We start from the raw sequence: 25,480 nt of genomic DNA on the forward strand, positions 1-25,480 counted from the left end.
ACCGATAGCAGCAATATCTTCAGCGGTAGCGCCAATTTTTGACATAGCTTCAGTTACAACACCACTTTGGGTAGCCCAAATTTCCATGGCGTCATGTTCAACCCAACCGGCTTTTGGATAGATTTGAGTAAATTCTTTTTGCGCAACACTGACGATTTCGCTGTCATGGTTAAATAAAATCGCTCTTGAACTCGTAGTTCCTGCATCCAGTGATAAGATATACTTTTTCATAAGTATAACCCCCTATTTATTTAATTATTTATTTGATTATGTTTAAAAAACATAATGAAACCAAAAGGAAAGGGATAAAAACAAACAAAAAAAGCGCATACTAACAAATTTACATATTCTCTTAATGTAAAAACGAAAGTACGGCCCTCCATAACTCCTGCCAATATATGAAATTATTAAATCTTTTCGTAAACAATGATATACTATTTACGAACTTATAATAACATAACTCGGAAATAATGTAAAGGATTACCGGCAAAAAAATTACGTTAAAAATATAACAAATTGATTGGTGATTAAAGCGAATCATTTCAAATGAAATTTAATAATCTATAATAAGTAGTATATAATGTAGGAAAAATGATGGATAGAGAATACTGGGATCAATATCATCCGACCGGGACAAAACTGCTATTTATTTTTAAGAATCTATGTTATAATAAAAACTAAAGAAATCGGAAATAATCAGAAAAGTATGAAACTAAATTTTAATAGTAAAGTGGAAGAAAAGATGGAAAAACAATTTACGCATCTTCATGTACATAGCGAATATAGTCTATTGGACGGCTTTGGCCGAATCAATGAGCTGGTTAAAGCGGTGGCTCAAAGCGGCATGGAAAGTGTTGCACTGACAGATCACGGTGTCCTTTTTGGAGCCATTGATTTTTATAAGGCCTGCCTTAACGAAAACATTCACCCGGTGATCGGGTGTGAAGTTTATGTTGCGCCAAGAGGCCTTGAAAAAAAGGATCCGATCTACGACAAGGAACGGGCTCATCTTATTTTGTTAGCGGAGAGCAACCTGGGGTATAAAAACCTCATGAAGATTGTCTCGAAAGGTTTTATTGACGGATTTTATTATAAACCAAGAGTGGATCATGATTGTTTAAGGGAATATAGTGAAGGAATTATTTGCCTGTCTGCCTGTATTGCTGGTGAAATTCCGCAAATGATTCTAAACAATGATCTAACCGCAGCTGAAGAACGCTGCCGGCTTTACCAGAATATTTTTGGCAGAGATCATTTCTTTCTTGAAATTCAGGATCATCGTCTCCGCGAAGAAGCGTTGATTAATGAGCGGATGATTCAACTGTCAAAAAAAATGGACATTCCTCTGGTGGCAACCAATGATGTCCATTATGTCCGTAAAGAAGACAGTGAAAACCATGACATTCTTTTATGTATCCAGACAGCGGCCACCGTTTCGGAAGAAAAGCGAATGCGTTTTCCCAATAATGAGTTTTATTTAAAAAGTCAGGAGGAAATGAGTAAACTCTTTTCCGATATGCCGGAAGCCATTGAAAATTCCAACCGCATTGCCAGACGTTGCGAGGTCAGCTTTGATCTCGAAAAAACCCATCTGCCCCAGTTTGAACTGCCTCACGGCGAAAAGGCTAAAGACTATCTGAAAAGTCTTTGCATAGCGGGAATGGTAAATAAATACCAAACGCTCACTAAAGAATTGCAAGATCGTCTGGCCTATGAATTGGAAACCATTCACAATATGGGCTTTGACGATTATTTTCTGATCGTTTGGGATTTTATCAAGTATGCCAAAGACAACCAGATTATGGTTGGACCAGGACGGGGAAGTGCGGCGGGCAGTTTAGTTGCTTACAGTTTGGGTATTACCACCATCGATCCGATCAAGTATCAATTGCTGTTTGAGCGTTTTCTCAACCCGGAACGGGTAACAATGCCGGATATCGATGTCGATTTTTGTTACGAACGGCGGCAGGAAGTCATCGATTATGTGGTAAATAAGTATGGGGAAGACCGGGTGGCTCAGATTATTACCTTCGGAACCATGGCGGCCCGGGGGGCCCTCCGGGATGTTGGCCGGGCTCTGGATATGCCCTATAATCTTGTGGATCGGGTAGCCAAGGAAATACCCATTCATCCCGGTGTTAATATCACTATTGAAGAGGCGTTAAAAGAAAACCCAGAGCTCAAAAAAATGGCAGATACTGATACGGATATTGCCAAACTGATTAAAACGGCTCAGTCCATTGAAGGTTTATCCCGCCATGCATCAACCCATGCCGCCGGGGTAGTCATTTCTGATTTGCCCCTGGTTGAGTATATTCCGCTTTATCGAAATAATGATGTGATTACAACCCAGTTTCCGATGGGTTTATTGGAAGATCTGGGTCTGCTTAAAATGGATTTTCTGGGTCTGCGGACCTTAACGGTGATCCGGGATGCGCTGGAAAATATCGAGCATAGCACCGGCAAGCATCTGGATCTGGACAGTCTGGAAATGGATGATGTCAGGGTCTATGAAATGCTCTCAAAAGGCGATACCCTCGGTGTTTTTCAGCTGGAAAGCAGGGGTATGCAACAGTTTATCAAGGAACTCCAGCCAGGCAGCTTTGAAGATATTATCGCCGGGATTTCACTGTATCGGCCCGGGCCAATGGATCAGATCCCCCGTTATATTGAAAACAAGAAAAGTCCGTCCCTGGCGGCCTATGATCACCCCATTCTTGAGAACATCCTCAACGTTACCTATGGGTGTATGGTTTATCAGGAACAGGTTATGCAGATATTTAGAGATGTGGCCGGTTTTTCGATGGGACGAAGTGATCTGGTCAGGCGGGCCATGTCCAAGAAAAAGAGCAGTGTGATGGAGGCCGAGGGTCAGGTCTTTATCCATGGCGAGGTAGATGAAACCGGTAAAGTTTTAGTCGACGGTGCGATCCGGCGAGGGCTAACTGAAGCGGCTGCTAAAAAAATCTTTGAAGAAATGAAAGATTTCGCCAAATATGCTTTTAATAAATCCCACGCTGCGGCTTATGCAGTCATCGCCTATCAGACCGCCTGGCTGAAATGGTATTATCCCACTGAGTTTATGGCGGCGTTAATGTCCAGTATTATGGATGATGAGAAAAAAGTGGCAAAATATATTGAAGATTGTCGAAAAATGGGTATTCATGTATTACCACCCAGTATTAATGCCAGTTACGAGAAATTCAGTGTTTCCAGTAATTCCATCTGTTTTGGCTTGGGAGCAGTTAAAGGGCTTGGTAAAAATGCCATTGCCGCCATCATTGAAGCCCGGAAAGCCAAAGGTGATTTCCAGAATCTCCGGGATTTCTGTGAACGGGTGGATCTAAAATCCCTGAACAGACGGAGCATCGAAAGTCTCATCAAGGGCGGCGCATTTGATGCCATCGGCAGCAGCCGGGCGCAAATGCTGGCGATTGCCGAATTGATTGTCGATCAGGTGCAGCGGGAAAAGAAGGATCGCATCTCCGGACAAATGTCGCTTTTAGAGCTGGCCGGACTGGGCGGATCAGATGAATTGAAAAATTTGAAGGAAGATCATTTTCCACAAAAGCAGCCATTTTCCAAAGAAGAACGGCTGGCATTGGAAAAAGAGGTTTTGGGCCTTTATGTAACTGGGCATCCACTGGAAAAATATGAAGACATCCTCAAAAAAACAGTCACCTTATTTTCTAATATTGTCGACAGCTATCAGGATTTAAAAGATGCCGGTATCCGGGATGGACAGCAGGTCAGTATTGGCGGATTAATTGTGGAAATGAAAACCATGATGACTAAAAAAGGTCAGATGATGGCATTTCTGACGCTGGAAGATTTGTATGGACGAATCGAGGTAGTGGTTTTTCCTAAAACCTATGATGAATATCGCCGTTATTTAAAACAGGATCAGCCGGTGGTGATCAAAGGACGGATCAATTACAATGAAGAGGCACGAACCTCGGTGATTGCAGCCCAGATCTATCCCATCGGCGAGCCGCCTAAAAACAAAGAAAACCTTGAAGTGAAAGAAAGTACGTCAACGTATGAGACTAATGGCGGGGGACAGAATCGCCAGAAACTGGTTTTGAGTTTAGGGGATTTAACAGAAAAGGCCTTGATAAAATCGCTCAAATCGATTCTAATTAAGTATCCGGGACCGGTGCCTGTGGTGTTATACCTGAAAAACGAAGATAAACATTTTGGGGCCAATAAAGACTTATGGGTTACCCTCGGAGAATCACTGTTCACAGAATTAGGCCAAATTTTAGGAATAAAGAATGTGGAGGTAAAATAAAATGAGAATTGGAGTTTTAACCAGCGGAGGCGATGCTCCCGGCATGAATGCGTGTATTCGTGCCATTGTTCGAACAGCTATTTATAATAAGGTTGAAGTGTATGGCATTAATCGGGGCTTTGCGGGTTTACTGGAAGGCGATATTACACCCTTTAGTGTTTATTCGGTAGCCGACATCCTGCAGCGGGGCGGTACCATTCTGCGAACCTCCAGAAGCGAGTTTTTTGCAACGGATGCCGGGGTTAGGCAAAGTGTCAAAGTTCTGGAAGAATATGGAATTGAGCACCTGATCATCATCGGCGGCGACGGAAGCATGAATGGTGCTCTGGCATTGCAGAAATTAGGTGTCAGTGTGGTAGGCATTCCCGGGACCATCGATAATGATCTGGGATTCACCGATTATACCATCGGCTTTGATACGGCAGTAACAACAGCCCTCGATGCGATCAGCAAAATCAGGGATACCACCTACTCCCATAATCGCATTAATGTGGTTCAGGTGATGGGTCGAAAATGTGGAGATATCGCCCTTTATTCGGGATTGTCCGGGGGAGCGGAAGCATTGATCCTACCGGAGGTAGAAACGGATTTGGACGCCATTTGTTTACGCCTGCTCCAGGGAAAAGATCGGGGCAAACTTCACAGCATTGTGATGCTGGCTGAGGGTTGTGGTAATTACCGGGATTATTGTGTCAAGATTGAAGAGAAAACCCAGGTAACAACCAAGGGCACCAATCTGGGTTATATTCAAAGAGGGGGATCACCCTCTCATATGGACCGGAATCTGGCTAGCTTTATGGGGTACAATGCGGTGCTAAGCATTGTCAGGAAAGAAACAGGAACAGTCATGGCCCAACGTTGTGGGTCCTATCTGGGCATCCCCATCGAAGAAGCCCTTCAAATGCCTAAGATATTCCGCGAGGATATTTATGATATGGCCTCGGTACTATCCATTTAATTAAAGTGTAGAATCGGTATACAATCAGTTATTTAACGGAATTATAAGCAAAAAAATAAAAATGGAAACAATAATAATCTGGTTATCCAGAGTTGTAAGCAATAAACAATAACAATGCAGCAGGGTTTATCAGTTAAATTCCCGCATTGGTTATTTTATAAATAGAAATTAAATACGAAAAGAGGTAGAATATGAAAAAAACAAAGATTGTCTGCACCCTGGGACCAGCAGCAGATACAAAGGAAATATTAAGAGAACTTATTCTTAATGGGATGAATGTGGCACGACTTAATTTTTCTCATGGCAGTCATGAAGAACATGCGGCACGAATTCAGCGAATCAAAGAAGTCCGTAAAGAGTTGGGTATCCCGGTTGCTATTATGTTGGATACCAAGGGGCCGGAAATTAGAACCGGAGAACTAAGTGCCGGGAAGGTAGAACTGGTTGCCGGAGAAAAGGTAACGTTGACCACTGAAATCATTTCAGGTAATGAAAAACGCTTTAGTATTTCCCATGAAAATCTTCCCAATGAAGTCTCGCCGGGGTGTCGCATTCTCATCGATGACGGCTTAATTCAGCTGGAAGTTGAAGAAATTTTTGATAATGAGATGGTTTGCAGCATTCTAAATGGTGGAAGCCTGGGTAGCAAAAAGAGCATTAACCTGCCAGGTATGAGTATCGAATTGCCGGCTTTAACAGAAAAAGACCGGAGTGATATTATCTTTGGGATCCAGCAAAAGGTCGATTACGTGGCGGCATCATTTGTCAGAAAACCCCATGATGTTTTAGAGATTAGAAAAGTTCTGGAACGTAATGGCGGGGATCTCATTGACATCATTTCTAAAATTGAAAATCAGGAAGGTGTTGAGAACATCGACCGGATTCTTAATGTATCCGATGGAATCATGGTGGCCAGAGGGGATCTGGGGGTAGAAATACCTGCCGAAGACGTACCACTGGTTCAAAAGAGCATTATCAGAAAATGTAACCTTGTTGGGAAACCAGTTATTACCGCCACGCAAATGCTGGATTCGATGATGCGTAACCCCAGACCGACCCGGGCTGAAGTTGGTGATGTGGCAAACGCTGTGTTTGACGGAACGGATGCAGTGATGTTATCCGGTGAAACAGCGGCTGGCTCCTATCCTGTCGAATCCGTCAAAACGATGTTTAATATTGTGGTTAAAAGTGAAGATTCTGAAGAATATGCCCGCCGAAAAAAACCGGATCACGGGGAATTGACCATTACCAATGCGGTCAGCGAAGGGGCTTGTCAGATTTCTGAGCAGCTTGACGCGCAGACCATTATCGCCGCAACATCTTCAGGTCATACCGCTCGGATGATTTCTAAATATCGTCCCGATTCCGGGATTCTGGCGGTAACAGACAAGGTGACAACGATTCGTCGTCTGGCCTTAGTTTGGGGCGTTAACTGCATTTATACTCCGGAGTTTGGGGACACCGACAGTATGATTATGGATGCGGTTAAAAAAGCAGTGGAACAGGGCTATGTCAAATTTGGCGACATTGCCGTAGTTGCAGCTGGTGTGCCACTGGGTGTTCAGGGAAATACCAATATGATCAAGGTCCATACTGTGGGAAATGCCATTATTAATGGGGTGGGAATTGGTAAAAAACCGGTCACCGGCCATGCTAAACTAATTACAGCTGCTAATCTGGATGATTTCCAGGAAGGCGATATTTTAGTGGTTAAAACCCTGACACCAGAGGTCAGTCAGATACTACCGCTGGCATCGGCAATCATTACTGAAGAAGGCGGACTCAGTTCGGAAGGAGCGATTGCCGGGCTTCACTATGATATTCCGGTTATCGTTAATGTCGTTAAAGCTCTGGATACCCTGGAACATGGTAAACTTATCTCTGTTGATCCCAAACGTGGGGTTGTTTATCAGGGCAGAGTTCAGATGATGTAATCAGCTTTATAAAAATTTAGCGTATGTACAAAAAAGCGACCGATAGTTTAACTCGGTCGCTTTTTTTGGCATTCAGTTTATTTTGTAAGTGAGTTGATAGGTTTGAGAAAGGGTATGCTCATCGGTAGAACTGATGCTGTCAGAACTTTTTTCGACTGAGAAAAAAAGTACTGATTTATATGGATGACAGATGATCTCTGAATTGATGTTAAGCGGTGCAGTGAGTTGCAGTGAATTTTTCCCGTTGGCTTCCATGATCCAGATCGATTCCGCCTGGTTATCGGAATTGGGAGTTGACTGGGTAAAAACAATGCGTTCACCATTTGGTGTAAACCGGGCCGATCCATAATTGCCGGTGGCAATGCCGTAAGAATTGGTGGTATTGGTTTTCCAGGTGCGAATTGTCTGGAAATCGCCAATGTTTTTAATAAAGACAATCTGATTCGTCAAGTCGTTAATATTAAAACTGCTCACGTTCTCTGCGATCAGAGTGGAAGTCAATTCGGCAGAATCATCTTTCATTTTTGCGTAGTATAGGTTGGTCCGCTCTTCATTTTGAGGATCAGTAGCGATAAATACGAACCCCTTTTCGGTATTGATATAGTCTACGGCCAGAATATTAAAGTTGTTAAGGACATTATAAACCTGTCGATTGCCTTCACTGTCGGCCATAATAATTTGATTATTGTTATTGGCATAAACCACCTGGCCGGAATCGCCAATGCCAAAGTGCTGGATAACATTTTCTTCCGGCAGGGAAATGATTCGGGTGGTGTTTTGATTCACATCCGACCAGATAATCTGGCTGCCCACACTTCCAGTTAGGGGATCAACGAGTTTTTCGGCATAATAGATGCCGGTATCAAAGGTATCATAAAGGGCACTCAATGCTTTTTTGTCAGAATTGACAAATGAAGACAATTGCATGGTTTCAGTATTATAGGTGTCAATATTATAGGTGGTGCCAAAAGTGAAAAGGATCAAATTATTGCCGCTATTGGTAATGTCTTGAACCACTCCAGGGGAAGCCATAGTATAAGATTGAATGCTGATTTGCCGAGGAGATGGATTGTTTAAGATCGGATCGTTACGTAAAACAACGGGCACGTTGGTGGGAACAAACAGATTCTGGCAACCGCTGCTGGTAATCAGGGTTAAAAAAATGAAACAAAGGAAAATCACTTTATTTTGTGTTTTTTTCATCTGTATCACCTCCATAAATTAAGACCGACAGAATGGGAAGGGTGACAATAATATTGGTGCCTTCGCCGACCTGGCTGACAATATCAATTTTTCCGTCGTGTTTCTCGACAATCTGTTTAACAATATAAAGGCCCAAACCTGAACCGCCTTCATCATAGCCCCGGGAGCGATCCTCCTCAACGCGATAAAAGGCGTTGAAAATCCGTTTTTGTTCGATTTCCGAAATACCAGGGCCATAATCACGGATCGAGACCACAATATGATTGTCCTCAATAGCAGAAATGACATCAATAATATCTCCGCGATTTGAATATTTGATGGCGTTATGAATAATATTGATAAATACCTGCTGAAGCCGGTCATAATCCCCGAGAATCTCCGGGAGTTCATCGGACACATAGTTAATTTCGACGTCAGACTGGCTGGCCTTAATCTGCATTTGTTCAACCACTTCGGATAGCAGCAGAACAAGATTCAGGTTTGTTTTTTTGAAATCAAATTCGGCCTTGTCAAACTTGTTTACATTTAAAAGATTATCAACCAGTCGTAATAGGCGGTGACCCTCCCGGTTAATGGTATTTAGCGAACGATTGAGTATTTCCGGATCCGCGACCTGCCGGCGGGTGAGCATATCGGTATAACCAATGATGGTGGTCAAAGGAGTACGCAATTCATGGGAAACACTGCTGATAAATTTTCGCTGTTCTTCCTGAATATGTCGGGCGGCGGTCATGTTTCGGATAATAATCATATAGTTTTCTTCAAAACCCTTTTCCCGAATGGGACTGCCGATCAGCAGTAGATTTCGGTTGTTGCAGTCAATTTCTTCAGAAATATGGTCTTTGCCATTTTTTAGGCTGTCAAAGATATCCCGTAAAAAAGACTGATATTGAAAATCGTAAATGGTTTTGGGATTGCTGACATTAAAATAGGTTTTAATATAACTGTTTGAGGTGATGATATTGCCGTTTTTATCAATGGCCAAAAGCCCATCATCAATTGATGCCAGGACCCCGGCAAGTCGTTTTCGTTCCGATTCCAGCTGCAGGATGACATTGTTGATGTTGGTAACCATGCCGTTAAAAGCATGGGTCAGATCCCCGATTTCATCGGTATGCTTATAATAAATAGTTAGATTATAGTTGCCGTTATTAATTTCATTGGAGATTTTGGTCAGATCTTTAATGGGCTGAAAAAAGTGTTTGGAGAAGGACATGGTAACGAAAATCAGAACCATCAGACCAATCAACCCGCCAATTGCAAAAAGCATGCCGGCAACATGTAAAAAAGTGTCCATTTCGCGCATGGAATAAATAAAACCGATGTATCCAACGACGCTATTGTCGATGGTAACCGGGGCGGTGAAATATGCTATACTGGCATTATTAATGGATTTTAAGGTAAACACGGGAGCATTCTCAGTCAGCGAAAGGTCAAGCTCGGTTTTAAGGGTATTGTTAGTCGTGGTTTCTTCCACAGAGTCCGCAATCCGATTGCCCTCACTATCAAAAAGCAGAACCCGATGATTTTCATTTTCGGATATGCTTTTTGAGAGATACAGACTATTGGCAATAAATCTGTTTTTAAGGGAGTCCGGGCTCGGGACATTCTTTAATTCCTGACTGATAAATAATGTGGAGTCCTGAGCTGTTTTCAGCAAATTGTTTTTTGTCTCATTGATATAGTAGTAGGAGGTTCCCTGAAAAACACAAAATACAACAATCAAAAATGCAAAAGCAAAAAGAAGGATGTTGTATAAGATCATTCGAACCCGGTAGCTTAGCTGCATTAAAGTTTCCTCATCTTATATCCAATTCCAAAAACAGTCTGGATGTATTTATTGCCCTGGGTGTCAATTTTGCGGCGGATTCGCTGAACATGCATATCAACGGTTCGGGTATCCCCGTAATAATCATATCCCCAGATTTTTTCCAATAGGGTATCCCGGGGAAAAACCTGCTCCAGATTGGAGGCCAGTAAAAAAAGCAATTCAAATTCTTTGGGAGTGAGATGGATTTCTTTGCCATCCAGCATCACCATTCGCTCATCGGCATAAATGCTCAAATCGCCATTTTTCAGCAGGGACTCCTGTTTCTGGGGTTCAATGGTAATGCTTGAACGTCGCAGGTGGGCCTTGATCCGGGCTAACAGTTCCCGGTTATCAAAGGGTTTGGTGAGGTAATCATCAGCTCCCAGCTCCAATCCTAAAACCTTGTCAATAATATCGGTTTTGGCGGTTAAGAGGATAATGGGAACCCCTAATTGGGGAGATAGTTCCCGACAGACATCATAACCGTTTTTCTTTGGCAGCATAATATCCAGCACGATCAGATCCGGGTGAATCTCTAATGCTTTTTCAACGGCTTCGACGCCGTCGCTGGCAGTTTCAACCTGATAACCTTCAAATTCCAGCTCCAGCTTTATTAAATCAACAATCGACGCTTCATCATCGACAACGAGTATTTTTTCATTCATTTTCGTACCTGCTTTCTTAATTATACTATAATAAAAAACTATTAAAAATAGTTTAAAACCACAGATTCAATTGTTCCTTGTTTTGGATGGCTCCTAAAACCCGATCATCGAGATCCGGGATCGTTTTGCGGAGATTTTTGATCATGTTTTTGATGTCTTCCCGTTTGGTATAGCCATTGGCGGGACAGGTGCTTTCGATCACTGGCAGCTTTTTTATTTCCGGATCACCCAGAATGTCACGTTCCTTAACAAAAATTAAGGGACGAATCAGGGTGATGTCTTTTCGATCCAGATAGGTTACCGGCGAAAAGGTGTTAATTCGGCCTTCATAAAATAGGCTGAGAAAAAAAGTCTCAACGGCGTCGTCAGCATGGTGGCCCAGAGCAATGGTCCGGCAGCCCCGGTCAATGGCCAGATCATGGAGGGCACCGCGTTTCATCCGGGCACATAGTGAACAGGGACTCTTTTCCTGCCGTTCCTCAAAAACAATCGGGCCAATGGATGTTTTTTTGATGGTATAGGGGATATCAAGTCTGGCGCATAAATCGACTAAGGGGGTCATGTCCATGCCGCCAAAGCCCATATCCAGGGTAATTCCTTCCAGTTCAAAAGGAATCGGGGAAAAGTACTGAAAGCGTTTCATGGCAACTAGCAGTGCCGTGCTGTCCTTACCGCCGGACAGACCAACGGCAATGCGGTCTCCGGGTTTAATCATTTCATATTTGTCAACCCCCCGACGAAGGGGGCCAAGGATTTTTTTCATAAGGTTCTCCTGTTTTTATTGTGATACTGTAGGAAGCGGTTTCCTAACCGATGCTTGTAAAAATTATTCATAAAAGGTACAATATAGTCTTAATGGCATTCTATAGTCATTCTAACACTTAACAGAAGAGATTAAAAGGAGATTCGTTTATATGCAACAGGCAATTATTAATTTTTTAGCATTTTTACCAGATTGGCTGGAGATTATTGTTATTTCGGCCATTCCTATTGTGGAACTCAGAGGTGCCATTCCCCTGGCGATTTTAGTTTATGAGATGCCCTATTTACAGGCATATTTACTGGGTGTGCTGGGGAGTATCATACCAGCTCCGTTTATTCTGATGTTTATTCCGGCCATTCTAAAATGGATGTCGGGAACAAAAATATTTGGCAAGATGGCCAATTGGATTATTGCAAAAGGAATGAAAAAATCGGACAAACTGACTCAGTATGAGTTTTGGGGCTTGTTTCTTTTTGTAGCGATTCCGTTGCCAGGGACAGGGGTTTGGACAGGATGCCTGGCGGCCTCGCTGATTGGACTGGACTTTAAACACAGTATGATCTCAGTTGCCCTGGGATCGGCTACAGCAGGTATTATTGTTACGGCCCTTGTGGCAGGCGGTTTGTCTTTGTTTTAGAAAAGGAGAAGGTATGGCGTTATCACAGCGTTTTTATGTGGCAAACAGAAAAAAAATGGCTGATCAAATGGAAAGTGACAGTTTTGCTATTCTATTCTCAGGCCGGGAAATAGTAATGACCGAGGATGCAAATTATCCTTTTTTTGCCAACAATAATTTTTATTATTTAACCGGCATTCGCGCGCCGGAGGTGGTGCTTGTTATTAAAAAAGATCATCATGGGGAAACCTCTTTCCAACTATTCATCGAAGCAGCGGATCCATTAAAAGAAAAATGGGTGGGCAAAAAGATCAATAACGATGAGGCAAAAGCGGTTTCGGGCATTGATGAAGTCTATTATATTAAAGATCTGCCTCATGAGATAGGCCGTGCATCATCGGTTCAAACACTGTATTTTGATTTTAAAACCCCAAAGCATCAGAGTTTTAAAACCGAAGATACTGATTTGAAGAATACGATTAAGCAATGTGAATTAAAAGATCTTCATCCTATCCTGACAGGGCTGCGGTTGATCAAAAGTCCGGAAGAAATCGATGCGATTGCCAGAGCCAATACGGTTACCAAACAAGGTATCAGCGCAATGAAGCCATTGATAAAACCAGGGATATACGAATATGAACTGGCCGCTTTTTTTGAGTATTATGTAAAAAAAGAAGGAACTGAGGGACTGGCCTTTGAAACCATCGTCGCATCGGGAAAGAATGCTACGGTGCTTCATTATGTATCTAATCGCTGTCCGTTGAAATCTGGTGATCTGGTTCTCTTTGATCTGGGGGCAAGAGTGGATGGCTATTGCGGAGACATCAGTCGAACCTTCACGGTGAATGGGGAAATGACCCCCCAGCAGGAAAAACTATATGGGATTGTAGCAGGGGTTCAAGCTGAAATGTTAAAAGCCTATAAACCGGGAGCAGTGATGAAAGATCTGCAGAATTTGACGAAAGAACTGTTTCTGGAAAAATGCTGCAGTGCCGGTTTTATTCCCGAAAATAATGATATTACTGAATTTTATTATCATGGTATTGGCCATCCGTTGGGGTTGGATACCCATGATCTGCGGCCAGCAGGGGATCTGATTTTGGCTCCAGGAATGGTGATGACGGTTGAACCGGGTCTCTATCTGGAAAAACTGGGGATTGGCATCCGGATAGAAGATGATGTGGTGATTACCGATAGTGGCTGTACGGTCTTATAGCAGGATTCTAAGATGATTTTAAACGAACGGGCATCTATCGATCATCGAAAACTTTAGTCGAAAATAAAATGCTTGACAAAGAAAAAAATGATGTGTATGATTTAGAAAAAGTAATTGAATATTTACCTATCCAGAGAGGTGGAGGGACAGGCCCGATGAAACCCGGCAACCAGCGTATGCATGGTGCCAATACCTGCGATATTTTCGCAATGATGGGATTTAATGTGATCATTAGCCTCGTCGTTAGACGAGGTTTTTTCGTTATTAACGTTCGTGATTATAGTAAGAGCGATCAGGTAAATGGATATTACATTATTAAAAGGAGAACACAATGAAAAAATTATTTACCTCAGAATCGGTGACAGAAGGCCATCCAGACAAGATTTGCGATCAGATTTCTGATGCCGTTCTGGATGCGATTTTTGAACAGGATCCGCTGGCCCGGGTTGCTTGTGAAACAATGGTGACAACCGGTTTGGTCCTGGTCGCAGGCGAGATTACCACGACCTGTTATGTGGATATCCCTAAACTGGTAAGAGAGACGGTTCGGGAAATTGGTTATGACCGTGCCAAATATGGTTTTGACTGTGATACCTGCGCGGTTATTACCGCCATTGATGAACAATCAACTGATATTGCCATGGGTGTGGATGAAGGACTGGAATCAAAAAAAGGGGAGTTGACCGAGGCCGAACTTGGCACCGGCGCTGGCGATCAGGGCATGATGTTCGGCTTTGCCTGCAATGAAACCCCGGAACTGATGCCATTGCCAATTTCGCTGGCCCATCAGCTGGCAAAACGACTGACCGATATCCGCAAAGAAAAAATAGTAGACTATTTGCGTCCGGATGGTAAAACTCAGGTAACTGTGGAATACAATGACGGGGTGCCAACACGTATTGATACCGTGGTTATTTCCACTCAGCACAGCTCTGATGTTTCCTCAGAAACGATTGAAAAGGATATGATTGAAAAAGTTATCAAGCCGGTCATTGATCCAGAACTTCTGGATGCGGACACAAAATATTTTATAAATCCGACCGGACGGTTTGTCATCGGCGGACCTCAGGGAGACTGCGGATTAACCGGACGTAAGATCATCGTTGACACCTATGGTGGTTATGGTCGTCATGGCGGCGGCGCATTTTCTGGAAAAGATCCAACAAAAGTCGATCGATCCGGTGCTTATGCAGCCCGACACGTGGCCAAAAATATTGTCGGTGCCGGACTTGCAGATAAATGTGAAGTTGAACTGGCTTATGCTATTGGTGTGGCAATGCCTGTTTCTATTTATGTAGAAACTTTTGGAACCGGGAAAATAGAAGAAGACAAGATGATTGCGTTAATCGAAAAATGTTTTGATCTCAGACCAGCAGCGATTATAAAAAACCTTGGTCTGCGAGCACCTATTTACAAACAAACCGCTGCCTATGGACATTTTGGCCGAACTGATCTGGATCTTCCCTGGGAACGGCTGGACATGGTGGAAACACTCAAAAGCAATCTTTAAATAAAAAACGATCAACTGACAGTAAAATATCAAACCGCATGAACTTCATGCGGTTTTTCATTAATTAAGGGTATATAAAAATATCAGAGCTTAATTTGTTTTGGCTCAGGATACACCCCAATAAATTAAAAACTTGGAGGAAAAAGATGGAAAAGCATATCGGAATTTATAATGCATTTGGAAAAGATAAGCCGGAGGAAGTACAACCCCAGTACCATATGAACTGTGCAGAAGTTCTTCTACGGGCAGCAAATGACGAATATGATTTACAACTACAAGAGGTAAGTTTTCGGATGCTGCAGGGATTTGGTGCTGGATTTTATTCCGAAAGAACCTGCGGTGCTTTTTCCGGTTCATTGGCTGCTTTGAGCGCAATGTTTACGGAGGAAAGACCGTCAGAGCAGGAGAAAACAACCAGAGCAGCAAAACTGCTGGTAGAAGAATTCGAAAAAGAATTTGGTAGTTTGGATTGTGATTATATCAAAAAAAACCATCGTGATGAGGTAGTGGGCTGTAATCCGGTTAAGTTGCGGGCGGGACAGGTTTTTGATCGGGTTGTTAAAGCACTGGAAAAGGAATAAGGATTCAAAAAACCACAAAAAAATGATGGAGGTTATCAGATGAATCAAAGTGATGCTAAATCCCTGGGTATTGATATGTTGGAACGGTCTTATGGCAAGTGGTGGCTGATGCTGCTGGATGGGCTTTGTTTTATTGCGCTAAGTGTATTTGCCATTTTTTTCAGCAATCAGGCCATTACCCTGCTAATTTTTATTTTTGGTGTGTATCGTGGAATCATGGGAATCATATATATTGTTTCGGCTTTGGTGATGCGTCACAGATATGGTGCCAAGATGGGCTTCAGTCTGGGAAGAGGAATCTTTGATCTGATCATCTGCATTATCTTTTTACTGGTACCCAATGTGATTGTAGCGTTTTTTATCGTCATCATCGGCATCTGGGCCATTATTACCGGAATCTTTCTACTGATTATTTCAGCAAATTCCGGGAGTGTGGGCAGAATTGTAAAAATCGTCATGGGTGTGGCATTAATTGGGTTTGGAATCTACGCTTTTATTAATCCCATGGGTCCGGCGACAATTATCGTCATGCTAGTCGGTGCTGCTTTTGGTATATTTGGCCTATTTTTAGTGATCCAGTCGATTGGTATGAAACGAACCTTTACCCAAATTAAAAAAGTCAAAAGAGGCTATGAGGATTATCATATTGAATAAAGAGATTTAGTAATGGCATGAACCATGTGAGCAGTTCGGGTGAACAACCGGAACTGCTTTTTAGATGGAAAAAGGAGCAGAAAAATTTTTGTTAGAACATTTTCCTGAAATGATTTAATCTCTTTTCAGAACTTCTTTATTTCAAATACTTATGTTATAATAATCAATTGCATAGAAGTTACGTAAAACATCAATTAATAGGAACATGAGGTAAGAATGAATAAAAAACCAGAACTGCTGGCACCTGCCGGAACAATGGAAGCGGTCATTGCGGCCATCAACGGTGGCGCGGATGCAGTGTATTTTGGTGGCAAATCCTTTAATGCCCGTCGCAATGCCGAAAACATGACGGACGAAGAAATAAAAGAGGCAGTCACCCTTTGTCATCAGCATCAGGTGAAGGTATATGTCACCTTGAATATATTAATTAAAAACAGCGAAATGGGGGAGTTGGTCAATACCCTTAATTTTCTGAAAACCCTCAATCTTGACGGCCTGATTGTTCAGGATATGGGACTTATTTATTTGATCCGTCATTATTTTCCGGAATTCAAACTCCAGACCAGCACCCAGGCTTCTGTTTATGGCGTGGAAGGGGTGTTGTTTTTTCAGGAACTTGGTTTTTCCCGAGTGGTGCTGCCCCGGGAAATGCCGTTAACCGAGGTGGCTGAAATCAAGAAAAAGACGGATGTGGAATTAAAGATTTTCTGTCATGGGGCACTGTGTTATGCCTATTCGGGCCAATGTCTGATGAGCAGTATGATTGGCGGCCGCAGTGGCAACCGGGGTCTTTGCGCTCAACCCTGTCGCAAGAATTACCGGCTATTTGATGAGACCAATCGGCTGGTTCAGGAAGGCTATCTCCTCAGTCCCAAAGACTTAAATACGTTGGACGACCTGGAGACAATCATCGCTTCGGGTGTGGACTCCTTAAAAATTGAAGGCCGGATGAAAACACCTGAATACGTTTATGGGATCACCCGGGCTTATCGGGAAGCCATTGATGCGGCGGCGGGTGAGATGAGTAAGAAAACAATTGATAATCAGGCCGTCATGCAGGTGTTTAACCGTGATTTCACCAGGGGTCACCTTTTTAACGAAGCGGATCTCCTCAATGCCCAGGTGGGCAAGAACCGGGGCGTTTTAATTGGCCAAGTTGTCAGCCTTGCTAAGACCGCTAAAAACCAGAATCATAAAAGTGCCTATCAGCCTCTGGGGATTCGTCTCAATGAGGATGCCCAGCTTCATGTCGGGGATGGCTTATCCTTTGGTGAGGACGGAAAAATGGGGACCAAGGTGGATGCGATTTTCACCCCGGCAGGCCGCCGTCTGGAACAAGGCCTTGGTGGCGATACCGTGGCCATTCCCTGTCGATATGGGGTTTCACCAGGAACACCACTTTATAAAAATCTTGATAAAAACTTAATGGATAGCCTTAAACAACTGGGCTCCCAATCCCTTGATCAACCGGGCTCCGCAGTGGATTTCAAACTGCTTCTTAAGCTGGGTAAACCGGCCGAAATAGCAGCTTTCAGCCAGGGCTATACGACCGTTTATACGGCCGATTTCTGTCCCGAAGTACCGCTGAAAAATGCCATTGATGAGGCGATGGTCCGGGAACAAATTTCCCGAATCGGCGGCACCGGTTATGAACTGGGCGCCATTTCCATGGCGTTGGATGAGCGGGTGTTTCTGTCCCGTAGCCAGTTAAACACCCTGCGCAAAGAAGTGTTGATTAAACTGGCGGAAACTCTGGCAGATGCTCAGAAAAATGTCAGCAATCCGGGGGCGTTGAATCAGGCGATCACGATTGTGCCGCTGGAAAAAGAACTAGCGGGTCAATCACAACGATTTGAAAAAATGCAAGTAGAAGACTCAAAAAAAAAGGTTTCACTGGCATTCGAAAAAATGCCGGACAACCAGTTTTTAACGCTACTCGATGGACTGGGTCTGGATCAGGTTGTGCTGCCATTGCTTGGGGACGGTGTCGCGGAAAAGACCGCCCTCTTAAAGGATCTGGGAATCGCGGTTTTACTTAAAACACCCAAAATAATGGATGACCAATTGACTAAAAAAGTGCGTCAATTATTGACCCAAGAGATGAATCAGGATGGTTTTTTAATCAGCAATTATGAAACGCTGCAGCTGCTAAATAAAAGATCATCTTATTTAGAGGCCGATCAGTCGTTTAACCTGTTTAATACCCTGGCAACCAGGGCATTAAAAGAATGGGGCGTCAGTGGCGGCGTGTTATCGCCGGAACTTACTGAAACCGAGCTGAAAGAAATAAGCGAGCGTGCTGAGATTGCGATGGTTTTACCAGTTTACGGTTCGCAGGAGCTGATGGTCAGCAAAAAATGTCTGTTTGGCTGTAAAAGCTGTCTGGAAAAGAAAAAAGGAACAACTGGTTTGTGTCGTCAGGAAATGACCGGTAAGCTGGTGGATGAGCGCGGATTTAGCTTCCCGGTGGAACGGGATGCCCAGGGACTGATTCATGTCTATAATGGCGATACCTTATTTTTAAGGGAAGAAATTCTTGAATTAGAGGCCGTGGACACCTGGCGAATTCACCACCACAACGAAAGTATGGAAAAATTAAGAATCATCATCGGCTATTACAGCCAGGGGATTTATGACAAACATTGGGGTCTTCCCGAAGGGCTGGGGACCGATGGAACCACCCGGGGAAGTTTTAAACGAGGCGTGAAATAGAGGAGTGAAATAAATACATGGATCAAAGAAGTCTGAAGGTCTTGGAATATCATAAAATATTAAAAAGTCTGGGTGAGCATTGCGTTACCCAGGGCGGGAAGAATCAGGCCAAAAATCTATTGCCGCTAGAAAGTCTGACGGCAGTCAATCGGGGCCTTGATTTAACCAATGAAAGTCTCGGGATGATCATCCGCAACGGCCGTCCGCCTCTGGCAGATGTGCCGAATACCAGTGATTATGTCAAGCGGGCCGCCATTGGCTCAATGCTGTCGATGAAAGAACTGTTGTCGATTGCCACCCTGCTGCGGATCGCCCGGGATATGGATAACTATTACCATAGTGATACGCAAATGGATACCCTGGTATTATTAAAGGATCTGTTTTCCTCGCTGGAAACCTGTGAAGAACTGGAAAAGGAAATCAGCCGAAAAATACTGGGACCGGAAGAAATGGCCGACAACGCCTCCCGGGAACTGTCCCGGATTCGGCGGGAGATGCAGTTTAAATACAAGCGGATCACGGAAAAACTAAGCCATATGATCAGTTCAACCGCTTATGAAAAAATACTCCAGGAAAAGATTGTGACAATCCGGAACAATCGCTATGTTATTCCCGTCAAGCAGGAATACCGCAGCCAGGTGCCCGGGATTGTGCTGGATAAGTCGGCCAGTGGCGCGACCCTGTTTATTGAACCGATGGCGGTGGTGGAACTGAACAACGATATCAAAATTCTGGTCGCCGAAGAAGAACAGGAGATTGTCCGAATTCTCAAAGATCTCACCCAGAAGGTGGCGGATTTGCGGGATGAAATTATCTGCAATTATGATGTCCTGGTGGATCTGGATTTTCAGTTTGGCAAAGGCAAGTATGGTCTGACCATCAATGGCGTCAGAACCAGTGTCACCGAAACTGGCGCGATTGAGCTGTTACGGGCCAAGCATCCGCTGATTCCCGAAAATCAGGTCGTCGCCTCGGATATTTATTTTGAAGCAGGCATTGACACCATGGTCATCACCGGGCCAAATACCGGCGGGAAAACGGTCTCCTTAAAAACCATCGGTCTGCTCAACCTGATGGTGCAGTCCGGGCTTTTTGTCCCGGTTCGGGAAGGCAGTAAAACCCGGATATTTGCCGATGTCTTTGCGGATATCGGGGATGAACAAAGCATTGAGCAAAGCCTCAGTACCTTTTCTTCCCATATGACCAATATCGTTGAGATTATGAACAAAGCTGATCATAACTCACTGGTATTATTCGACGAACTGGGCGCCGGTACTGACCCCACAGAGGGGGCCGCGCTGGCCATTTCGATTCTTAATGCCCTCCATCTGCGCAAGGTAACCAGTGTATCCACCACTCATTACAGTGAGCTTAAGGAATACGCCCTGGTCACTCCGGGGGTGGTCAATGCCAGTGTCGAATTTGATGTCAAAACGCTGAGACCGACCTATCGCCTGTTAATTGGGGTGCCGGGAAAATCCAATGCCTTTGAAATCGCGATGCGATTGGGGCTTGGCGATGATGTCATTGAAAATGCCCGGGAGCTGATCAAGAACGAAGCCATTCGCTTTGAAGAAACGCTGATTAAAATTGATGAAAAGCGTCGCCGCACCGAAGCGGAACATGATGCCATTATTCGCCTGAAGCAGGAAACTGAAGCCCTGAAACGGCAAATGGATCAGGAAAAGCAGAAGTTTGCCGAGGAACAAAAAGCGCTGCTCCAAAAAGCTCAGGAAGAAGCGATGGAAATCGTTAAGAAAACCCGGGCCGAAACGGAAGAAATTTATCGGGAAATCAGGACCATTCAGGAAACCACGACCAATGCGGTTAAAGATAATAAGGAATTGGAAGCGATTCGTAAGCGGATTAAAGAAAAAGAAAAAAACATTTATCAATTTGGCAGCCGACCCAAAGATTATCAGGGGGCGGCCCTGGAAATGGATGACCTCAGTGTCGGAATGAAGGTTTATATTAATAGCCTGCGCCGGGAAGGTGAGGTTATAAATCTGTTGCCCAACGAAAACAAAGCCATGGTTCAGGCGGAGATGATCAAGCTTAAGGTTGACGTCGGGGACCTGAGCATCTCAACGGCGCTGGCCAAGCCGGAAGAGAAAAAGGTCACCTATAAAAAGGTGGATCGCCATGTGATGGATACCAAGCTGGATCTCCGCGGGAAAAATGGTGAAGAATCGCTGTATCTGGTCGATAAGATGATCGGTGACGCGATGCTTTCAGGCAACAAGCAGATTGTGATTGTCCACGGCAAGGGCACTGGCAGACTCCGGGAGATCATTCATGAATACTTAAAAGGAAACCCCTTAATCGAAGATTTCCGTCTGGGCGCCATGAATGAAGGCGGCTCCGGGGTAACCATCGTGACGTTATAAAAGCAAGCAGGCACGTAGATTAAAAAAAATCTTGTAAACTGACAGCACCCATAATACAATTAATGGGAAAATTTTACGGATAAACTGAATTTGGAAATTTTGGAGGAAACATGATTTTATCGGATAAGACCATTTATAAATATCTGGAAAGCGGTGAGTTGGTCATCGATCCACTGGAACAGGGCCAGGTGCAACCGGCCTCGGTGGATATTCGCTTGGGCAGCAGTTTTTTAAAACTGGATGAAAATAATTTTGAGACGATGACACTGACGGATGAAATCAAGTATATTTCGATGGAAGCGGATGAGATCATTATTCCATCTAATTCTTTCCTGTTGGCAACCACCATGGAATATATCAAGCTGCCCTGCAATCTGACCGCCTTTGTCGAAGGCCGTAGCTCGATTGGTCGGATGGGGTTATTTATTCAGAATGCCGGCTGGGTGGACCCGGGCTTTGAAGGGGAGATTACCCTGGAACTTTACAATGCCAACCGCCTGCCGATCAAACTGGAAAAGGGTCGGCGGATCTGTCAACTGGTCTTTGCGCAAATGGATGATATGGCCTTAAACCCCTATCAGGGGAAATATCAGGGACAGCGTTCGGCCGTCGGGAGTCGCGTTTTTCTGGATGAGGAATGCTGATCCGAAGTGTTAAAGCGGCCCGCTGAGAGAAGGAACAAAATAATGAAAGAAATTTACTTAGATAACGCAGCAACCACCAGGGTTCATCCCCAGGTTGCTGAAAAAATGATGGATGCCCTGGTGAACAACTATGGGAATCCTTCATCCCTCCACCGCCTGGGGATTCGGGGCGAACAGGCGATCAAGGAAGTCCGGGAATTAATCGCCAAAAATCTGAACTGTCAGAACCAGGAAATCTATTTTACCTCCGGTGGAACCGAAGGTAATAATATGATAATCCAGGGGGTGGTGGAGAATAAAAAACGTAACCGGATGCGGATTATCACCTCGGCCATTGAACACCCATCGGTGTTGGATGTGTTTACCTTTTATGAAAATCACCAGATTGAGGTAATTATTTTAGGAGTGGATACCCAGGGGCATATTCATTTGGATGAGTTGGAAGCGGCTATGAACCAGGATACCATTCTGGTCAGCATTATGGGGGTGAACAATGAGCTGGGAACGATTCAGGACCTGAAGGCGATTGGCAAAATCGTCAAGGCGGTTAACCCCAAATGTATTTTCCATGCTGATTTTGTTCAGGGCTTTATGAAAATTCCCGTGGATGTGCGGGCTTGCTTGCTTGATGCTCTGACTTTGTCCGGCCATAAGATTTTCGGACCAAAAGGCGTGGGTGCCGTATACATTAAAAAAGGTACCGATATCAAACCGCTGCTTCGAGGCGGCGGCCAGGAAAACAACATGCGCTCGGGGACGGAAAACGTCCCGGGGATTATTGGTTTTGGCGAAGCCATCCGTTTACGGAAAGACTCGTTTAGCGACGAGTTTGAAGCGATCCGCAGCTTGCGTAATACCTTTATCAACGAATTGGAAGCAAAAATCGATGATATCAAAATAAACGGCGATCCCAACGGCAGCCCCTATGTGCTGAATGTTTCCTTTAACCGGGTGCGGGGTGAGGTGCTGTTGCACAGCCTCGAAGCCAAAGGGATTTTTGTATCCACCGGCTCAGCTTGTTCGTCTCATAAAAAGGAAAAACAGTATGTCCTCAAAGCGATTGGGCTGGCCGAAGAATATAAAGAAGGAACCATTCGCATCAGCTTTTCAAAAGATATCACCAAAGATGATGTGGAGACCGCGGTGGCCGCCATTGCCCAGGCCGTAAACAGCTTGAGACTTTTGGTTAAACCAAACAAAAATAGATGACAGGAGCAAAAAAATAATGGAACATGTTATATTGGTTCGATACGGGGAGATTGCCCTGAAAGGGTTGAACCGTAATTTTTTTATCGAATTATTGGCAAAAAATATCCGGAATACCCTGCGCAGTGTACCATCGGCAAAGGTTAAAAAAATACAGGGGCGTTTGATTGTCGATGTCAATGATGAAGATCTGAACCGGGCCATGGAGCGGGTGCAAAAAGTATTCGGTATTGTATCCATCAGTCCAGCCATTGTTATTGACAGTGATATTGAGGTGATTGAAGAAAATACCATTGAGCAGGTGCGGTCCGCCGAGGATATCAAAACCTTTAAGATCACCGCCAAGCGGGGCGATAAAACCTTCCCGATCAAATCTCCGGATCTATGCTGCCGGCTGGGCGAAGTGGTGCTGGATAACGTCCCGGGGATGACCGTTGATATCCACAACCCGGATTTGAATCTGTGGGTGGAAGTTCGCGAACAAACCTATATGTACCACGAATTTATTGCCTGTAACGGCGGGTTGCCAGTGGGCTGCAGCGGCAAAGGTGCGCTTCTTTTATCCGGCGGCATCGACAGTCCAGTGGCTGGTTATCTGATGGCTAAGCGGGGCGTCGAAGTTATTGGCGTCTATTTCCACAGCTTCCCCTTCACCAGTGACCGAACCAAGGAAAAGGTCATCGATCTGGCCAAGATCATGAGTCAGTATTGCGGTAAAATCAAACTGTTTGTGGTGCCCTTTACCGAGATCCAGACTAAGATTGTCGAAATGTGTCCGGATCGGCAGACCACCATTATCATGCGTCGCTACATGATGCGGATTGCCGAGATGATTGCCAACAACGAAGGGGCCAAGGCCATGATTACCGGGGAGAGCCTGGGTCAGGTGGCCAGCCAGACGATGGAAGGCCTGGCAGCTACCAATGCGGTAGCCGAAATGCCGGTGTTCAGACCGCTGATCGGCTTTGATAAAACCGAAATTGTCAAGATTGCTGAAACCATCGGTACCTTTGAAACCTCAATCCTGCCCTATGAGGATTGCTGTACCATTTTCGTGCCCAAGCATCCGGAAACCAGACCAAAGGTTTCGGAGATGCTGCGTTCCGAAGAAAAAATTGCGGAAATGATGGTAGAGATGATGGCCACCGCCGTAGCCGAATCTGAAGTGGTTACACTCTAGTTCATAATTTATGACTTTTTCAGATTAGTTTTTTATTTTGATAAAATTATGAATAAACAACTGCAGCAGTACCGACAATTGTTATATCATGTTGTACGCATCGGAGCGGACACGGCAGAGCCTGTCCGATTCTGCGCGCAGGCAACGAGCCAATCACAAGCTTGCTTGTAGTTGGCGACTAGCCCGCGACCAATGCGAAAGGAGCAAAGCGGATTTCGCATGGCGCGGCGAACAACAGATTAACAATTGGTCGGTACGGTAGTTTACGGAAAACCTGACCAGGCAATCATTTTGCCTGGTTTTTGTGTTATAATAAGACATTCGATTAATCATTCTAAAAATCATTTTAGAAATTATTTTACAAATCATTTTATTAAAATAGAAGGAAAAAATAATGGCAGATAATAAAAGTGGCATTCGCCAAAGCTATATAAAAGAACTGGATGACCTGGTTGGTTATGAAATGGAAAACCAGGTTCTTTTGGATGAATATATTCTGGAGATCATGAAACGATTGACCCTGGCAACGAAGCGGGAAGTGCTCATTTGCACGAACGATAAAAACCGCGTTCAATGGGTGAATATTGGCGATGCAGCGACCGTCAATATTGGCAATGCTGAAATGCTGTATCACGTTAAGGCACTGAATAAATACCGGGTGATCCATACCCATCCCGGCGGTAATCCGCGCTTATCCGACGAGGATTTTTCAGCGGCAAAAAAACAGAACCTTCAGTGCATTATTGCGATTGGCGTCGATGAAAAAATACCGACCAGTTTTAGTATCGGCGTGCCAGTGGTTGAAGAAGCGACGATGGAATACGGTCAGGCACTGTTTAAAACCCTCAAGGAATTGAATAAGTTTCCGCTGGAGAACTATATTCTATTGGCAGACCGGTTTATCAAAGACGATCCCAATAATAAGTTTGATTCTGAAGATGAAGAGGAACGGGCCTTACTGATTGGTCTGGATCTGCCCGGGAATAAGGGCGTCGAGCTGGTTGACTCCATGGAAGAATTGCGGCAACTGGTAAAAACCGCCGGGGGAACTGTGCTGGAACAGGTTTGTCAGGCCAGAAGCCAGATTGACACCACCTTTTATGTGGGCAAGGGCAAGCTGCAGGAACTGATCAAGGTGATTCAGAATAAC

The 25,480-nt window shown here is 44.2% G+C and carries 18 protein-coding genes, 1 pseudogene and 1 riboswitch; of the genes and pseudogenes, 14 read left to right on the forward strand and 5 right to left on the reverse strand.

Annotated elements, in window-relative coordinates:
* Positions 1-231: FGGY family carbohydrate kinase (locus tag ACEW8F_RS05860; protein ID WP_373482538.1), on the reverse strand; the 231-nt coding region annotated here is incomplete at its 3' end.
* Between the two features lie 511 nt (positions 232-742).
* Between ACEW8F_RS05860 and ACEW8F_RS05865 the strand changes: the two genes are divergently transcribed.
* From ACEW8F_RS05865 to pyk, 3 genes are all read left to right on the forward strand, one after another.
* The gene (locus tag ACEW8F_RS05865) at positions 743-4,291 is read left to right on the forward strand and encodes a DNA polymerase III subunit alpha (protein ID WP_373482539.1); all 3,549 of its coding nucleotides are present in this window, start codon (positions 743-745) and stop codon (positions 4,289-4,291) included.
* Between the two features lies 1 nt (position 4,292).
* Positions 4,293-5,249, forward strand: coding sequence for an ATP-dependent 6-phosphofructokinase (locus ACEW8F_RS05870; protein ID WP_373482540.1), 957 nt, complete (start codon positions 4,293-4,295; stop codon positions 5,247-5,249).
* A gap of 191 nt (positions 5,250-5,440) precedes the next feature.
* The gene (gene pyk / locus ACEW8F_RS05875; RefSeq protein WP_373482541.1) at positions 5,441-7,183 is read left to right on the forward strand and encodes a pyruvate kinase; all 1,743 of its coding nucleotides are present in this window, start codon (positions 5,441-5,443) and stop codon (positions 7,181-7,183) included.
* Between the two features lie 72 nt (positions 7,184-7,255).
* Here pyk and ACEW8F_RS05880 read toward each other — a convergent pair whose 3' ends face one another.
* The 4 genes from ACEW8F_RS05880 to ACEW8F_RS05895 are packed head-to-tail and all read right to left on the reverse strand — an operon-like array spanning position 7,256 to position 11,624.
* Positions 7,256-8,386 (reverse strand): hypothetical protein, encoded by a 1,131-nt coding sequence (locus tag ACEW8F_RS05880; RefSeq protein ID WP_373482542.1) that lies wholly within the window; start codon positions 8,384-8,386, stop codon positions 7,256-7,258.
* On the reverse strand, positions 8,367-10,175 hold the full coding sequence (locus ACEW8F_RS05885; RefSeq protein ID WP_373482543.1) for an ATP-binding protein: 1,809 nt from the start codon (positions 10,173-10,175) through the stop codon (positions 8,367-8,369). Before ACEW8F_RS05885 ends, ACEW8F_RS05880 begins: the two co-directional genes overlap by 20 nt.
* Positions 10,175-10,861: a response regulator gene (locus ACEW8F_RS05890; protein WP_373482544.1), complete on the reverse strand. Its 687-nt coding sequence runs from the start codon at positions 10,859-10,861 to the stop codon at positions 10,175-10,177. Before ACEW8F_RS05890 ends, ACEW8F_RS05885 begins: the two co-directional genes overlap by 1 nt.
* A gap of 52 nt (positions 10,862-10,913) precedes the next feature.
* On the reverse strand, positions 10,914-11,624 hold the full coding sequence (locus ACEW8F_RS05895; protein ID WP_373482545.1) for a tRNA 2-thiocytidine biosynthesis TtcA family protein: 711 nt from the start codon (positions 11,622-11,624) through the stop codon (positions 10,914-10,916).
* 151 nt (positions 11,625-11,775) lie between these two features.
* On the opposite strand from ACEW8F_RS05895, the gene ACEW8F_RS05900 reads away from it, so the two are divergent.
* From ACEW8F_RS05900 to ACEW8F_RS05950, 11 genes and pseudogenes are all read left to right on the forward strand, one after another.
* A complete protein-coding gene (locus tag ACEW8F_RS05900; RefSeq protein WP_373482546.1) occupies positions 11,776-12,261 on the forward strand; it encodes a COG2426 family protein in 486 nt (161 codons plus the stop codon).
* Between the two features lie 13 nt (positions 12,262-12,274).
* Positions 12,275-13,456, forward strand: a complete 1,182-nt coding sequence (locus ACEW8F_RS05905; protein ID WP_373482547.1) for an aminopeptidase P N-terminal domain-containing protein — start codon at positions 12,275-12,277, stop codon at positions 13,454-13,456.
* Positions 13,457-13,579: 123 nt separating this feature from the next.
* Positions 13,580-13,675, forward strand: a riboswitch (SAM riboswitch).
* Positions 13,676-13,787: 112 nt separating this feature from the next.
* Entirely contained in the window at positions 13,788-14,966 is a 1,179-nt protein-coding gene (gene metK, locus ACEW8F_RS05910; RefSeq protein WP_373482548.1) for a methionine adenosyltransferase, read from the forward strand.
* A 146-nt stretch (positions 14,967-15,112) separates the two neighbouring features.
* Positions 15,113-15,547 (forward strand): C-GCAxxG-C-C family protein, encoded by a 435-nt coding sequence (locus ACEW8F_RS05915; RefSeq protein ID WP_373482549.1) that lies wholly within the window; start codon positions 15,113-15,115, stop codon positions 15,545-15,547.
* Between the two features lie 39 nt (positions 15,548-15,586).
* The gene (locus ACEW8F_RS05920) at positions 15,587-16,201 is read left to right on the forward strand and encodes an HdeD family acid-resistance protein (protein ID WP_373482550.1); all 615 of its coding nucleotides are present in this window, start codon (positions 15,587-15,589) and stop codon (positions 16,199-16,201) included.
* A gap of 216 nt (positions 16,202-16,417) precedes the next feature.
* Positions 16,418-18,913, forward strand: coding sequence for a DUF3656 domain-containing protein (locus tag ACEW8F_RS05925; protein WP_373482551.1), 2,496 nt, complete (start codon positions 16,418-16,420; stop codon positions 18,911-18,913).
* A gap of 17 nt (positions 18,914-18,930) precedes the next feature.
* Positions 18,931-21,300, forward strand: a complete 2,370-nt coding sequence (locus tag ACEW8F_RS05930) for an endonuclease MutS2 (RefSeq protein WP_373482552.1) — start codon at positions 18,931-18,933, stop codon at positions 21,298-21,300.
* A gap of 110 nt (positions 21,301-21,410) precedes the next feature.
* Entirely contained in the window at positions 21,411-21,944 is a 534-nt protein-coding gene (gene dcd, locus ACEW8F_RS05935) for a dCTP deaminase (RefSeq protein ID WP_373482553.1), read from the forward strand.
* Positions 21,945-21,986: 42 nt separating this feature from the next.
* Entirely contained in the window at positions 21,987-23,153 is a 1,167-nt protein-coding gene (locus ACEW8F_RS05940) for a cysteine desulfurase family protein (RefSeq protein WP_373482554.1), read from the forward strand.
* A 16-nt stretch (positions 23,154-23,169) separates the two neighbouring features.
* Entirely contained in the window at positions 23,170-24,330 is a 1,161-nt protein-coding gene (thiI, locus tag ACEW8F_RS05945; protein ID WP_373482555.1) for a tRNA uracil 4-sulfurtransferase ThiI, read from the forward strand.
* A gap of 394 nt (positions 24,331-24,724) precedes the next feature.
* Positions 24,725-25,480 (forward strand): annotated as a pseudogene (locus ACEW8F_RS05950) (GTPase HflX); the annotation flags it as partial.

The sequence above is a fragment of the Acetobacterium sp. genome, from assembly GCF_041752335.1.
Classification (GTDB): domain Bacteria; phylum Bacillota; class Clostridia; order Eubacteriales; family Eubacteriaceae; genus Acetobacterium.

Bases quoted from the DNA above. Each gene is read 5' to 3' on its own strand.
- ACEW8F_RS05865 (WP_373482539.1), top strand. From the start codon at position 743: ATGGAAAAACAATTTACGCATCTTCATGTACATAGCGAATATAGTCTA.
- ACEW8F_RS05870 (WP_373482540.1), top strand. From the start codon at position 4,293: ATGAGAATTGGAGTTTTAACCAGCGGAGGCGATGCTCCCGGCATGAAT.
- pyk (WP_373482541.1), top strand. From the start codon at position 5,441: ATGAAAAAAACAAAGATTGTCTGCACCCTGGGACCAGCAGCAGATACA.
- ACEW8F_RS05880 (WP_373482542.1), bottom strand. From the start codon at position 8,386: ATGAAAAAAACACAAAATAAAGTGATTTTCCTTTGTTTCATTTTTTTA.
- ACEW8F_RS05885 (WP_373482543.1), bottom strand. From the start codon at position 10,175: ATGCAGCTAAGCTACCGGGTTCGAATGATCTTATACAACATCCTTCTT.
- ACEW8F_RS05890 (WP_373482544.1), bottom strand. From the start codon at position 10,861: ATGAATGAAAAAATACTCGTTGTCGATGATGAAGCGTCGATTGTTGAT.
- ACEW8F_RS05895 (WP_373482545.1), bottom strand. From the start codon at position 11,624: ATGAAAAAAATCCTTGGCCCCCTTCGTCGGGGGGTTGACAAATATGAA.
- ACEW8F_RS05900 (WP_373482546.1), top strand. From the start codon at position 11,776: ATGCAACAGGCAATTATTAATTTTTTAGCATTTTTACCAGATTGGCTG.
- ACEW8F_RS05905 (WP_373482547.1), top strand. From the start codon at position 12,275: ATGGCGTTATCACAGCGTTTTTATGTGGCAAACAGAAAAAAAATGGCT.
- metK (WP_373482548.1), top strand. From the start codon at position 13,788: ATGAAAAAATTATTTACCTCAGAATCGGTGACAGAAGGCCATCCAGAC.
- ACEW8F_RS05915 (WP_373482549.1), top strand. From the start codon at position 15,113: ATGGAAAAGCATATCGGAATTTATAATGCATTTGGAAAAGATAAGCCG.
- ACEW8F_RS05920 (WP_373482550.1), top strand. From the start codon at position 15,587: ATGAATCAAAGTGATGCTAAATCCCTGGGTATTGATATGTTGGAACGG.
- ACEW8F_RS05925 (WP_373482551.1), top strand. From the start codon at position 16,418: ATGAATAAAAAACCAGAACTGCTGGCACCTGCCGGAACAATGGAAGCG.
- ACEW8F_RS05930 (WP_373482552.1), top strand. From the start codon at position 18,931: ATGGATCAAAGAAGTCTGAAGGTCTTGGAATATCATAAAATATTAAAA.
- dcd (WP_373482553.1), top strand. From the start codon at position 21,411: ATGATTTTATCGGATAAGACCATTTATAAATATCTGGAAAGCGGTGAG.
- ACEW8F_RS05940 (WP_373482554.1), top strand. From the start codon at position 21,987: ATGAAAGAAATTTACTTAGATAACGCAGCAACCACCAGGGTTCATCCC.
- thiI (WP_373482555.1), top strand. From the start codon at position 23,170: ATGGAACATGTTATATTGGTTCGATACGGGGAGATTGCCCTGAAAGGG.